14 protein-coding genes are annotated in these 13,756 nt (G+C 56.4%); 8 read left to right on the top strand and 6 right to left on the bottom strand.

Annotated features, from left to right (window positions below; all coding sequences use genetic code 11):
- Positions 1–63 precede the first annotated feature (63 nt).
- The 8 genes from metG to nth are packed head-to-tail and all read left to right on the top strand — an operon-like array spanning position 64 to position 8,275.
- On the top strand, positions 64–2,100 hold the full coding sequence (gene metG, locus K325_RS0116670; protein WP_029655394.1) for a methionine--tRNA ligase: 2,037 nt from the start codon (positions 64–66) through the stop codon (positions 2,098–2,100).
- Between the two features lie 22 nt (positions 2,101–2,122).
- On the top strand, positions 2,123–2,704 hold the full coding sequence (gene rsxA / locus K325_RS0116675; RefSeq protein WP_029655395.1) for an electron transport complex subunit RsxA: 582 nt from the start codon (positions 2,123–2,125) through the stop codon (positions 2,702–2,704).
- 13 nt (positions 2,705–2,717) lie between these two features.
- Positions 2,718–3,296, top strand: coding sequence for an electron transport complex subunit RsxB (rsxB, locus tag K325_RS0116680; RefSeq protein WP_029655396.1), 579 nt, complete (start codon positions 2,718–2,720; stop codon positions 3,294–3,296).
- Complete coding sequence (gene rsxC / locus K325_RS0116685) at positions 3,296–5,125, top strand: electron transport complex subunit RsxC (protein ID WP_029655397.1); 1,830 nt, start codon at positions 3,296–3,298, stop codon at positions 5,123–5,125. Before rsxB ends, rsxC begins: the two co-directional genes overlap by 1 nt.
- 19 nt (positions 5,126–5,144) lie before the next feature.
- Positions 5,145–6,197: an electron transport complex subunit RsxD gene (gene rsxD, locus K325_RS0116690; protein ID WP_029655398.1), complete on the top strand. Its 1,053-nt coding sequence runs from the start codon at positions 5,145–5,147 to the stop codon at positions 6,195–6,197.
- Positions 6,198–6,199: 2 nt separating this feature from the next.
- Positions 6,200–6,901: an electron transport complex subunit RsxG gene (gene rsxG, locus K325_RS0116695; RefSeq protein WP_029655399.1), complete on the top strand. Its 702-nt coding sequence runs from the start codon at positions 6,200–6,202 to the stop codon at positions 6,899–6,901.
- Positions 6,902–6,903: 2 nt separating this feature from the next.
- The gene (locus tag K325_RS0116700; protein ID WP_029655400.1) at positions 6,904–7,620 is read left to right on the top strand and encodes an electron transport complex subunit E; all 717 of its coding nucleotides are present in this window, start codon (positions 6,904–6,906) and stop codon (positions 7,618–7,620) included.
- A 16-nt stretch (positions 7,621–7,636) separates the two neighbouring features.
- The gene (nth, locus tag K325_RS0116705; RefSeq protein WP_029655401.1) at positions 7,637–8,275 is read left to right on the top strand and encodes an endonuclease III; all 639 of its coding nucleotides are present in this window, start codon (positions 7,637–7,639) and stop codon (positions 8,273–8,275) included.
- 53 nt (positions 8,276–8,328) lie between these two features.
- Here the strand turns inward: nth and K325_RS0116710 are convergent, their stop codons facing one another.
- From K325_RS0116710 to surE, 6 genes are all read right to left on the bottom strand, one after another.
- Positions 8,329–8,904, bottom strand: a complete 576-nt coding sequence (locus K325_RS0116710; RefSeq protein WP_029655402.1) for a chalcone isomerase family protein — start codon at positions 8,902–8,904, stop codon at positions 8,329–8,331.
- A gap of 195 nt (positions 8,905–9,099) precedes the next feature.
- On the bottom strand, positions 9,100–10,095 hold the full coding sequence (gene rpoS / locus K325_RS0116715; protein WP_029655403.1) for an RNA polymerase sigma factor RpoS: 996 nt from the start codon (positions 10,093–10,095) through the stop codon (positions 9,100–9,102).
- Positions 10,096–10,284: 189 nt separating this feature from the next.
- Positions 10,285–11,028, bottom strand: a complete 744-nt coding sequence (locus K325_RS18890; protein ID WP_211218171.1) for a peptidoglycan DD-metalloendopeptidase family protein — start codon at positions 11,026–11,028, stop codon at positions 10,285–10,287.
- Positions 11,029–11,338: 310 nt separating this feature from the next.
- The gene (locus K325_RS0116725; protein ID WP_036193749.1) at positions 11,339–12,313 is read right to left on the bottom strand and encodes a DUF368 domain-containing protein; all 975 of its coding nucleotides are present in this window, start codon (positions 12,311–12,313) and stop codon (positions 11,339–11,341) included.
- Complete coding sequence (locus K325_RS0116730) at positions 12,313–12,969, bottom strand: protein-L-isoaspartate(D-aspartate) O-methyltransferase (RefSeq protein ID WP_029655406.1); 657 nt, start codon at positions 12,967–12,969, stop codon at positions 12,313–12,315. Before K325_RS0116730 ends, K325_RS0116725 begins: the two co-directional genes overlap by 1 nt.
- Complete coding sequence (gene surE / locus K325_RS0116735) at positions 12,966–13,736, bottom strand: 5'/3'-nucleotidase SurE (RefSeq protein ID WP_029655407.1); 771 nt, start codon at positions 13,734–13,736, stop codon at positions 12,966–12,968. Before surE ends, K325_RS0116730 begins: the two co-directional genes overlap by 4 nt.
- Positions 13,737–13,756 lie beyond the last annotated feature (20 nt).

Genomic DNA, 13,756 nt, shown 5'->3' on the forward strand with positions numbered 1-13,756 from the left:
TGTCCAGACCGGCCCCATTTTGTCTTTCCAACCCGTGTCAACATTTAAGGTTCGGACATCATCATGACGCAAGCGAGCACGCAACAGCGCGATATTCTGGTTACCAGCGCCCTGCCCTACGCCAATGGGCCCATCCATCTGGGGCACCTGCTGGAATACATTCAGACCGACATTTGGGTGCGCTTCCAGAACATGCGTGGCCACAACTGCTATTACGTTTGCGCCGATGATGCTCATGGCACCGCCATCATGTTACGGGCCGAGCGCGAGGGCATTACCCCCGAGCAACTGATTGATCGTATTCGTCAGGAGCATCAGGAAGACTTTGCCGACTTCCATATCCGCTTCGACAACTATTACTCCACACATTCTGAAGAAAACCAGTACTTTTCGGAGTATATTTACCGTCAGCTCAAGGACAACGATCATATTGCTACGCGCAAGATCACCCAGTTCTTTGACCCGGAAAAAGAGATGTTTCTGGCAGACCGCTTTATTAAAGGCACCTGTCCGAAGTGCAAAACAGAAGACCAGTACGGCGATAATTGTGAAGCCTGTGGCGCTACCTACACGCCAGCCGAGCTGATTAACCCACGCTCCGCGGTCTCTGGCGCCACGCCGATAGAAAAACAATCCGAACACTACTTTTTCAAACTGCCCGAGTTCCACGACTTTCTGAGCACCTGGACCCGCAGCGGTGCGCTTCAGCCCCAGGTCGCGAATAAGCTTGCCGAATGGCTGGATGCCGGGCTTCAGGAATGGGACATCAGCCGGGATGCCCCCTACTTCGGGTTCGAGATTCCGGATGCGCCGGGCAAGTACTTCTATGTCTGGCTGGATGCGCCAATCGGCTACCTTGCCAGCTTCAAGAATCTGTGTAATCGCGAAAATATCGATTTCGAGCATTTCTGGAAGAAAGATTCCTCCGCCGAGGTCTACCATTTCATCGGTAAGGACATCATCAATTTCCACGCTTTGTTCTGGCCATCCATGCTCTACGACGCAGGATTCCGAACGCCCACCGCAGTCTGGGCTCACGGTTTTGTCACAGTGAACGGCAAGAAAATGTCCAAATCCCGGGGCACCTTCATCATGGCCCGCACCTATCTGGACCACCTCAACCCGGAATACCTCCGCTACTACTTCGCGGCCAAACTGACCGCGGGTGTAGACGATATGGACCTGAATCTGGAGGATTTTGCCGCCCGGGTGAATTCAGATCTTGTTGGCAAGGTGGTAAACATCGCCAGCCGCAGCGCCGGTTTCATCACCAAGCGGTTTGACGGTAAGCTGGGCAAAGTCACCGAACAGGACAAACTGAAAGAGTTTATCGATGCCGGCGAGCAAATTGCCGGGTTCTACGAAGCCAGAGAGTTCGGCAAAGCCATGCGTCGGATCATGGAACTGGCGGACATTGCCAATCAGTACGTGAATGATGAACAGCCCTGGGTTATTGCCAAGCAGGACGGTCAGGACGATAAACTGCAAGCCATTTGCACCAATGCGATCAACATGTTCCGCCTGCTGATGACCTATCTGGCCCCGGTCCTGCCCAAAACCGCCGAGGCAGCACAGTCGTTCCTGAACTCCCGTCTGAACTGGAACAACCGCGCCGCTTTGCTGGAAAATCATGGCATCGACAAGTTCAAACCGTTGATGAATCGTGTCGATCTGGCTCAGATTGAGAAATTGCTGGAGGCATCCAAAGAACAACTGCCCGCAGCGCAGGGTGATAATAAGCCTGCATCCACCGACAATCTGGAGCCCATTGCAGAAGAAATCGAGTTCCCGGATTTCGCCAAAGTCGACCTGCGCGTGGTCAGAATCGTCAAAGCCGAGCACGTGGACGGCGCGGATAAGCTTCTTCGCCTGACCCTTGACGTAGGACATGGCGAGCGCAACGTCTTTGCTGGTATTAAGTCCGCCTATAAACCGGAAGATCTCGAAGGCCGTCTGACGGTGATGGTGGCCAACCTGAAACCCCGGAAAATGAAGTTTGGCATGTCAGAAGGCATGGTTCTGGCCGCTGGTCCTGGCGGGAAGGACATTTTCATACTCTCTCCGGATTCCGGCGCTACGCCGGGCATGCGGGTGATGTAAACAGCAGAGGCTGAACGCTCCGATGACCGAGTATTTGCTCATTCTGGTCAGCACCATTCTGGTGAACAACTTTGTCCTGGTACAGTTTCTGGGGCTGTGCCCGTTCATGGGGGTTTCCGGAAAACTGGAAACCGCCATGGGCATGTCTCTGGCCACCACCTTTGTGCTGACGTTGTCATCGGTGTGCAGTTATCTGGCATACACCTACCTGCTGGAGCCCCTCGGTCTCGCCTTTCTGAAAACCATCACATTCATTCTGGTGATTGCCGTGGTGGTGCAGTTCACGGAGATGGTCGTCCGTAAGACCAGCCCTCTGCTGTACCGGGTTCTGGGAATTTTCCTGCCGTTGATTACCACGAACTGCGCCGTCCTCGGTGTGGCCCTGCTCAACCTGAACAAAAACAACAACTTTGTCGAGTCAGTGCTTTACGGTTTCGGTGCCGCACTCGGGTTTTCTCTGGTGCTTGTACTGTTTGCCGCCATGCGGGAACGGATTGCGGTCGCGGATGTGCCCGTGGCCTTCCGGGGCGCCGCGATTGGCATGGTGACCGCAGGGCTGATGTCACTGGCCTTCCTGGGGTTTACCGGCCTGGTCGCCGTCTGACGGAGCGGGTGTTATGTGGATGAGTTTCCTGATCGCCGTGGTGGTTCTTCTGGCCCTGGCCCTCGTATTTGGAGGTCTCCTGGGGTTTGCTTCTGAGAGATTCCGGGTGGAGGGCAACCCTCTGGTCGAGCAGATCGACTCACTCCTGCCCCAAACCCAGTGCGGCCAATGTGGCTTCCCAGGCTGCCGTCCCTACGCCGAGGCTATTGCCGATGGTGAAGCCATCAACAAATGCCCTCCCGGAGGCGAAAGCACCATCAAGGCACTTGCAGACCTTCTGGATGTAGAGCCCCAGCCCCTTGATGCCGAACATGGCGTGGAACAGGCAAAACGTGTCGCGGTGATCCGCGAAGACGAATGCATCGGCTGCACCAAGTGCATTCAGGCCTGCCCGGTAGATGCCATTCTGGGGGCCGCCAAGCATATGCATACCGTCATTGAAAGCGAATGCACAGGTTGCGATTTGTGTGTAGAACCCTGCCCCGTGGACTGTATCGACATGGTGACGATTGAGCCGGATATCCGGTCATGGACCTGGACCCCACCCGCATCTCAGATCATAGTCACCGACCGCCAGGGGGCGAGCGCCTGATGACTCAGTTGTGGGATTTCGCCGGCGGTATTCATCCACCCGAGAACAAACATCAATCCACCCTGCGCCCGATCGCCAAAACAACTCTGCCAGAGTACCTCGTACTGCCTTTGCAGCAGCATATCGGAGAGCCTGCAGAGCCCGTGGTTTCGGTGGGGGACCGGGTACTGAAGGGCCAACCGGTTGCCGAGGTAAGGAACGGCATGGGGGTTCCGGTGCATGCCCCCACGTCGGGGATTGTTGAAGCCATCGAGCAGCGGCCGGTCCCTCACCCATCCGGCATGTCAGACTGGTGTATTGTGATCCGGCCCGACCACGAAGATCAGTGGGTTGCCCTTGAGCCGGTTGAAGACTACAAACGGCTGGATCGTGAGCAGTTGCTGGAGCTTATCCGCCATGCAGGTATCGCCGGAATGGGCGGAGCAGGTTTCCCGACGGACATCAAACTCCGCCCCCCGAGAGACCGCAAAGTCGATACCCTGATTCTCAACGGTGCGGAATGCGAGCCGTATATCACCGCGGATGACATGACCATGCGCGAGCATGCCGGTGAGGTTGTCTCAGGCCTGGAAATCATGGCCTGGATTCTGAGGCCTTCCCGTTGTGTTATCGGTATTGAAGACAACAAACCTGAAGCCGTTGCAGCCATGCGACAGGCGGTGGAAGGCACCCAGATTGAAGTTCTGGTCATTCCAACCAAGTACCCATCGGGTGGCGAGAAACAACTGATCAGGATTCTGACCGGCCAGGAAGTCCCCAGTGGCGGCATACCAGCCGACATCGGCGTCATGTGCCAGAACATAGGAACAGCGGTGGCCGTCGGGCGGGCCGTGTTTGAGGGAAAGCCCCTGATTTCCCGCATCGTGACCATCACGGGCGACGCCGTCCAGGACCCCGGCAACTTTGAGGTTCTTATCGGCACCCCGGTACAAGACCTGCTGGCCGCCGCGGGCCTGCAACAAGAGCGCTTGAACCGGCTGATACTCGGTGGCCCCATGATGGGCTATACCCTCACCACCGATAACGTGCCACTGGTGAAAACTTCCAACTGCGTCATTGCTGCCACGGAAAAAGAGTTACCAGCGCCACCACCGGAACAACCCTGCATCCGCTGTGGCCAGTGCGCCGAAGCCTGCCCTATGGATCTGCTGCCACAGCAGTTGTTCTGGTATTCCAAGGCTGCCGAGTTTGAGAAAGCCGAGCACCTGAACCTGTTCGACTGCATTGAGTGTGGTGCCTGTTCTTACGTCTGCCCGAGCGCCATTCCGCTGGTTCAATACTATCGGTTTGCCAAAGGTGAGATCCGGACACAACGGGCCGAGCAGTTAAAAGCAGACCGGGCCCGTGAGCGTTTTGAAGCCCGACAGGCGCGACTTGACCGAGAGCAGCAGGAAAAAGACCAACGGCGCAAAGAACGTGCAAAGGCCGCAGCAGCAGCCCAGGCAAAGAAACAGGCCGAGGCTGACAACGCTGCAGCCGATGGGCAAGCCCCTGACGACCGCGCCGCCAAGGCCGCGCTGGTTCAACAGGCACTGGAGCGCAAGAAAGCCAAAACGGCCGCCCAGACCAGCGAGCAACCTGCACCAGCTGCTCCCGACATTGCCGAAGAGAAACCGGATGTTGACGCATTGGAGAAACAGCTTACGCAAGCTGAAGCGAAGCTGAATACCATGCAGGGTATGCTTGATGATGCCCGGGCGCAGCAAGCCGAAAATGTGGAGAAACTGGAGCGCGCCGTCGCCAAGAATCATGACCGGGTGCAGAGAGCCCGGCAAGCCCTTGAGCTGGCCCGCAAGCAGATCGCGGAACAACCCGCGTCGTCCCAATAATCTATTAGGCTGGAACTCCATGGCACTTGTTCAACAGTCCTCCCCCCACGCCCACAACGCCCGCCCGACCTCGCGGGTCATGCTCTGGGTGATTCTGGCGGCACTGCCCGGCCTGATGGCCCAGACCTTTTTCTTTGGCTGGGGCAATCTGATCAATGTCACCTGGTGTATTGCCTTGGCGCTGGTGTCAGAAGGTGCGATTCTGAAACTTCGCGGCAAGCCTGTAGCCTTTTTCCTGCGCGATAACACCGCCGCCGTGACAGGCCTTTTGCTCGGACTGTCTCTGCCCCAGTTCACCCCCTGGTGGGTATCGGCGATGGCCGTTTTCTCCGCCATTGTCGTTGCCAAGCAGCTCTATGGGGGCCTTGGGGCCAACCCCTTTAACCCCGCCATGGTGGGGTACGCTTTGGCGCTGATCTCATTTCCTGTCGCCATGACCACCAACTGGGCCGAAGCAGCCACACTCTGGGGAGACATTCCGGGCTTCGGCGACACGCTGGCCAAGATATTTACCGGCAGCCAGACCGCAGTAGATGGCTGGACCATGGCAACCCCACTGGATGAGTACAAGCACAAGATTGCCAGCCACACCTCAACGGAAGTCCTTACCCACCCGACGTTTGGCAACCTGATTGCGCTCGGGTGGGAGTGGGTAAACCTGGCGTTCCTGACTGGTGGTATTCTGCTGATCGCGCTCCGAATCATCACCTGGCACATTCCGGTCGCGTTCCTGGGCGGAATCACCGTCATGAGCCTTGCCTTCGGAAGCAACCCGGACCAGTATGCTCCGCTCCAGCTGCACCTGCTCGCCGGGGGAACCATGCTCGGCGCTTTTTTCATCGCGACGGACCCGGTATCAGCCGCCTCCAGTCATCAGGGCAAGCTTATCTACGGCGCTGGCATAGGCATCCTGGTTTATCTGATCCGCAGCTGGGGAAACTACCCGGATGCCGTCGCCTTCAGCGTTCTGCTGATGAACTTTGCGGTACCGTTCATCGACCACTACACCCCTCCCAGAACCTACGGCCATCACAAGGCCCGTAGAGGTCTGCCGGGCAGGAACGGAGGCTGAATATGAGCGCTGTGACCAAGGCGGTTCGCCGCAGTGCCATCGGGCTAGGGCTGTTTGCCATCATCACCGGTGGCACCATTGCCCTGACCCAGGGGCTGACAGAGACACGGATTCAGGAGCAAGCGGCCCGGGCCGAAGCCAGAGCGCTGTTCGAGATCATCCCGGAAAGCCGGCATGACAACAACTTGCTGAAAGACGTTGTTACCCTGCCTTCCAGCGACCGCTTGCCCATCGACGGCCCGGTCAAAGCCTGGGTCGCCCGCAAGGGCGGTAATCCGGTCGGTCTGATTATCCCGGCGCTGGCTCCCGACGGTTATTCCGGAGACATCCATCTGCTCGTTGGCCTGGATCTTGAGGGGCGGGTTCTGGGTGTTCGTGTCACTGGTCACAAAGAGACACCCGGGCTCGGCGACCGAATCGAAACCCGTAAATCTGAATGGATTCACGCTTTCAAAGGCAAATCTCTGGGTAACCCGCCCCCCAAAGCCTGGAATGTCCGAAAGAATGGTGGCACGTTCGACCAATTTACCGGAGCAACCATTACCCCAAGAGCAGTGGTGAAAGCCGTTCAGAGAACACTCGTCTATTTCCGCCAACATCACGCCACGATCCGGGAACGTGTCAACGCACCTGCAAAGCCCGGCAAACGACGTCCGACACCGGAAGCCATTGCCAGCGACACCCAACCAGCGGAGCATTCCTGACCATGAGCACGAAAACGTCCCGCGAAATCATCATGGATGGCCTCTGGCACAATAACCCGGCTCTGGTCCAGGTGCTCGGGCTCTGTCCTCTGCTGGCCGTTACCAGCACCGTCGTCAATGCAATCGGCCTTGGGGTGGCCACGCTCCTGGTATTGGTCGGCTCCAACCTGTCTGTGTCCATCATTCGAAATTTCGTCAGTGAATCGGTTCGGCTACCGGCCTTCGTGATGATCATTGCCTCTTTCGTGACTTGTGCGGAATTGCTGATGCAGGCTTTTACCTATGAGCTCTATCAGATTTTGGGCATCTTCATCCCGTTGATCGTCACCAACTGCGCTATTCTTGGGCGTGCCGATGCCTTTGCCTCCAAGAATCCCCCTTTACCAGCAGTCCTGGACGGCGCCATGATGGGGCTCGGTTTCCTGGCGGTACTGGTAACGCTGGGAGCCATGCGGGAGCTGATAGGGCAAGGCACACTGTTCACCGACATGCACCTGCTGTTCGGCCCCGGTGCGGCTGACTGGGTTTTCCGCCCTTTTGATCAGTATCCCGACATGTTGTTTATGGTGCTTCCTCCCGGTGCGTTTGTCGGCCTGGGGCTTTTGATCGCCCTGAAAAACAGCATCGATAATCACCTGAAAGAAAGGCAAAAGGCCCGGGACACGGCCCCTGTAAGCGCTGGTAACAAGCGCGTGCGAGTGACCGGAAATATTTCCTGAACCACACCTGGCAGATATGAACAAAGAAAAGCGTACCGAGATTTTTACCCGGCTGAGGGATGCCAATCCCAATCCGACGACCGAACTCAACTACACATCGCCATTTGAGTTACTGATTGCCGTAATCCTTTCTGCCCAGGCAACCGATGTCGGCGTCAACAAAGCGACAGACAAGCTGTATCCAGTCGCCAACACCCCTGAAGCCATCCTGGCGCTCGGTGTGGAGGGACTGAAGGAATACATAAAGACCATCGGCCTGTTTAACAGCAAAGCCGAAAATGTTATCAAAACCTGCCGCTTGCTGATCGAGAAACACGGCAGCAAAGTGCCGGACAATCGGGAAGACCTGGAAGCCTTACCAGGGGTGGGCAGAAAAACGGCGAATGTGGTGCTGAATACGGCGTTTCGGCAACCCGCCATGGCGGTCGATACTCATATTTTCCGGGTGTCCAACCGAACCGGTATCGCCCCCGGTAAAAACGTACTGGAAGTCGAGAAGCGATTGCTTCGACTGGTGCCCAGAGAGTTCCTGATGGATGCTCACCACTGGCTGATTCTTCACGGTCGTTATACCTGCACCGCCAGAAAACCCAAGTGCGGGGCCTGCATGATTGAAGATCTCTGCGAGTTCAGGGAAAAACGAGACTACCAGTAACCCGGAGACAAGAAAAAGCCGGCAAACGCCGGCTTTTTAGCTAAACAGACGACTTAACGCTGTCCCAGCATCTTTTCTTTCAGGTCTTCCTGAGCGGGTTTATCTGACAACCAGATACCAAACAACGCTTTTTTAAACTCAAGATCACCCACGGTATCTTTCTGCTCGCCATTTTTCAGAACGCGGACTCCCTCACCCGGCAAGTACACCAGATCGAAGACATCGCCTTCTTTGATCTCTTCCTTGAAAACCGACATAAACTGGTCAACATCTGACTGAATGGCGGAGAGATCTCCTGCAGTCGCGGCTTTGAAGCCATCCATCGTCGCGTCGGTCATCCGCTCGCTGGTAATCATGCCGGAGGTAATGTGCAGAGTAATCGCCTGTGGCTCATCCGCATTGATAACGGCCTCGCCATCGCTGACCTCTTCAGGAACATACAATCCCCCCACATAGAGGTCCATAAACCACTTGGAGCGGGTACCAGCGCCATTGAGCTGGAGTTCCTGCCCCATGGCCGAATACGTTTCCGGCACTTCAACATCGCCCACAGTAAGAGCCGACGCTGGCGCAGCCAGAAAACCGGTCAATACCAGGGATGCAAATCCTGCGGTCAGAGTCTTCTTCATAGTCCTTTCCTTCCGATCGTTATTATTGAGTGTTTCATTCGACACCGGAGCGATCCCCTGTCGCCGCCCGGTGGCCCATTTTAACAACGAACTTTACAGGCGGATCGCCACTTGGTTCTCATTTGCCAGTTCATTAAACAAAAAAGCCGACCACGTCACCATGGCCGGCTTTCCCTTCGGGGTTGTCAGCCCGGTCTATTTGAACAACAGACTTCCGGACAACCCCTCTTTCTCAAGAATTTCTCTCAGGCGCCGCAGTGCTTCCACCTGAATCTGTCGCACCCGTTCGCGAGTCAGACCGATCTCCTGACCAACCTCCTCAAGAGTACTGATAGGATACCCCCGCAAACCAAAGCGCCTCGACAACACTTCCTGCTGCTTGTCACTGAGCTGGTCGATCCACTTCTCCAGGCAGGAACACATATTGTTATCCTGCAGCAAGTCCGCAGGATCCGAGGCCCCCTCGTCCGCGACGGTGTCCATTAATGATTTGTCGCCACCCACACCGATTGGCGTGTCCATTGAAGCCACTCGTTCGTTGAGCCCGAGCATGCGCTTAACATCATCAACGGGCTTGTCGACCATACGGGCAATTTCTTCCGCCGTCGGTTCGTGGTCCAGTTTCTGTGTCAGTTCACGGGCTGCCCGCAGGTAAAGGTTCAGCTCTTTCACCACATGAATGGGTAACCGGATGGTACGGGTCTGGTTCATGATGGCCCGTTCGATGGTTTGGCGAATCCACCAGGTGGCGTAGGTTGAAAAGCGGAACCCTCGCTCCGGATCAAACTTCTCGACTGCGCGGATCAGGCCCAGGTTTCCCTCCTCAATCAGATCCAGCAGTGTCAGCCCCCGGTTTACATAGCGCCGGGCAATTTTGACAACCAACCGCAGGTTGCTTTCGATCATCCGCTTGCGGCCGCTCTCTTCTCCTTTACGGGCAAGACGCGCGAAATAGACCTCTTCTTCCGGGGTCAGCAAAGGGGAAAAACCGATTTCGTTGAGGTAGAGCTGGGTCGCATCCAGCTGTTTTTGACTAGAGTAATACTTTCCCTGTGCGGGAAATTCATCTTCTGCGCCTGAGGTATCACCGGCAGAAGCTTTTTCAGGCTTGTCTTCGGCTAACAGATGGTCTTCGGCCTCTTCCATATCGGCCACACGATCAATGATGATTTCTTCCTGTTCTACTGACATTGTTCACCCCGCCTCTCAATTATCCTGTTGTCCCCGTTACTTCTTGTTATTCCGGGTGTGTTTCAATTGTGATTTTCTTCAGGACATTTAGTTGTTGGCTGGCAATTACCGTTGCCGTTCTTGTTTTTCTGTTTCGCGGTTTCAGTCAGGCTGTTGTGGTAAACATCCGAGGGGTTGGAAGCGTCTGTTTTAACGCCTCGGCAAATACCGTGATGGATCCACCGGGTTGCCGTTCTTGCGTATTTCAAAGTGCAGTTTCGGCTTATCGGTGCCGGTATTCCCCAGTTCGGCGATTACCTGCCCAGCTTTTACACCCTCCCCTTCCTTTACGAGAATTTTCCGGTTGTGTGCGTAGGCGCTCAAATAATGTTCGTTGTGGTTCACAATAATCAGATTGCCGTAACCTAGCAAGCCGTTTCCTGCATACACCACGCTGCCATCAGCCGCCGCCTTGACCGAATCACCAGGCTTACCGGCGATATCGATCCCTTTGTTCACCTTTCCGGATGATGAAAAACCAGCAATTACAGTGCCAGAGTGCGGCCAGTGCCATCGAACATTAGCCACAACCTGGCTACCCGATGCTCTGCCAGTTGACACCTTCGCCGTTGGTTTCGCGCTCGGTCTCGAGATTGATGACCCTGCGTTTGTACGAGGAGGGGGGGACGTTTTGGGTCTGGTAGGCCTGGAGGCCTGTGCAGTCTGGCGGATGGTCCCCTTGCGGTCCAGGCGTAGAACCTGGCCAGGACGTATATTCCAGGGGGGGGAAATTCCATTGGCATCACCCAGTTCCCGGTAGTCTCGCCCGTAACGCCAGGCTATGCGGTAAAGGGTTTCACCTTCCTTGACGACATGGGTTCCCCAGTAGACCGGGGGGTTGTAGAGGTTATCCTGATACAGTGCGCTGGTGTTACAACCGGCCAAAGCCATCATGCTTGCCACCAGAGTAAGGATCGCCAGCGCCCTGAACGTAGCAGGGCTAAAGAAGCCGGAAGCAGGAACTCCAGACCGCCGAACGGGGTGATGCTCAGATTTAGTGCGCCCGTTAGATTGAGTCACGTATTAAAAGCTGCCCGGTTATGAAATATCTATCTTAAGAGTGATCCTGATCTTACCCTGCTTCCTATCATTCAGGACTAACTTACTAATATATTGCACGATTACGGGGCAATTCCAAGTTACTCTGAGCACAGGAATGTTACCGCCCGAAACAGTTTTTTTGTGCGCCAGGTAACATTTCCCGTCACACGGAGCGATTCGCCAGGCGCTGAGTTTTCTTCCCGGCGACTTCAAGCCCCAGCACCAGAGCCAGACCGATCACGGCCATCACCAGCGCCAGCAGCACCTGGGGATCCTGCCCGTATAGCGAAGCCCAGGCATCCGGCATGACGGGGGTCTGGCTCAGCGGTACCTGATGGCCTGCACTACTGGTCCGCCAGCTCAGGGTTTCCTGCCAGGGCCAGACCTTGCTGAGAGCCCCCACCATGAATCCCGTCAATAACGCGAGCACGAGGTCGTGAAAATAGCGGAACGCCAGAGTAATCAGGCGGGCCACCGATAGCAGGCCCACCAAACAGCCCACCATGAACAAACCAAGCGGAACCAGCTCCACTCCTTTAATGGCAGCCAGAACAGGCGCGTACATCCCTATAATCAGGAGCAGAAAACTGCCGGAAATACCCGGCAGGATCATCGCAGAGATTGCCAGGGCACCAGCCCCCAGGAAGGCCAGTGCAGAGGGCGCGAGTTCGCTGGCCGGCAAGGTCGTCACCCACCAGGCAAAAATGGCCCCGGCGACGAACGGAAGAAACAAAACCGGCGCCCACCGCCGGATCTGCTGGCCCACATGCCATACGGAGGCCACGATCAAACCAAAAAAGAAACTCCAGATCAGAATCGGATGTGCATCCAGTAACCAGGTAATCACAGAGGCCAGACTGACCACACTGGTGATAATGCCCGCCAGAAGCGTGACGAGGAAGGTGCCATCAATATCGCGCCAGAAACCGGCCACCTGGCCACGGAGCAACTGGCGTACAAAAGCCACAGGGGCTGCACTGATAGCCGCTAGCAAACGGAAATAGATTCCGGTAATAAACGCAATGGTGCCACCGGAAACACCCGGCACAATGTCAGCCGCCCCCATCGCCATGCCACGCAGAAAAACACCGGCCATCCTATGAGAACGATCATTTCCGTTCTGGCTCTGCTCAGACATCAACGGACCACTCCACCAAGCAGCGGAACAAAGTGCACCGGCTCAAGATCACGACGTTCAAACTGGTCTCCTTTACGCGTAATCTCGACCAGCACCTGTTTTTCTTCCCCTACCGGCGCAATAAGAACACCGCCTTCTGCCAGTTGCTCCAGCAATTCTTGTGGCACTTCCACAGGCGCTGCCGTCACGATGATGCCATTAAAGGGCCCCCGGTCCGGCCATCCCATTCCGCCATCCGCATGTTTTAACAGCACGTTCCGGACATTCAGCTGTCGCAGCCGGTCACGGGCACGATCCTGAAGCGGTCGAATACGCTCTACGCTGTAGACTTCCGAAAACAACTGCGACAGCACCGCAGTCTGGTATCCGGAACCGGTTCCCAGTTCAAGGACACGCTCCGGGGCGTGGGCCAGCAGCAATTCCGTCATTCGAGCCACGATATACGGCTGAGACAATGTCTGGCCATGACCTATCGGCAAAGACGTATCTTCATAGGCCCGATGTGAAAGCGCCTCATCCAGAAAAATGTGCCTCGGAACCTGCCCCATCACATCCAGCACCCGGTCCGATTCGATCCCGCTCTCCCGAAGACGCTGAACAAGCCGCATGCGAGTTCGACGGGAGGTCATACCAATGCCTTCAAGCTGGGCACTCATGTCAGACCTCCTGCCATGGCATCCAGGCCGTCGACCCACTTACGGAGTTCCGACAGAGACTCATGCCGGGTCATATCAATATGCACCGGCGTGATGGAGACGTAACCTTCCCGGATCGCGTGAAAATCTGTGCCCGGGCCGGCATCCCCCCCCTTACCAGCGGCACCGATCCAGTAACGCTGTTTACCGCGGGGGCACGTCACGGGGACCGCCCCCTCAGCGCGCTCCCGATGACCTAGCCTGGTTACCCGAAACCCATTCAGGCGCTCCCAGGGCAAGTCCGGCACATTCACGTTGAGAATAGACCGCGGGCCCAACTGGAGCGCCAGCTTGTTTTCTAGCAGTAGCCGGACAACCCGGGCTGCCGTCTCATAATGAAAATGTCCATCGTTGACCAGCGACACTGCGATGGCGGGTAGCCCCAGATGCCGCCCTTCGGTCGCCGCAGCGACCGTACCCGAGTAGATGATGTCATCGCCAAGGTTGGCATGAGTATTGATGCCTGAAACCACACGATCAAAGCCCCGATCAAACAAACCGTTCACCGCAAGGTGAACACAATCCGTCGGGGTCCCATCCACCGATCGGAAGCCATTAGGGTGCTCCTCTACGGTCAGTGGACGGTTTAACGTCAGCGCATTGCTGGCGCCGCTGTGGTCCCGGTCCGGAGCCACCACTTCCAGCTCCCCGAGTCCCTGCAGGCCCTCATACAGCGCCACCAGACCTGGCGAGTGCACGCCATCGTCGTTGGACAACAGAATTCGCACAGTATTCTCCGCTAGCCATA

This window comes from Marinobacter daepoensis DSM 16072 (genome assembly GCF_000421165.1).
GTDB classification, from domain to species: Bacteria; Pseudomonadota; Gammaproteobacteria; order Pseudomonadales; family Oleiphilaceae; genus Marinobacter; species Marinobacter daepoensis.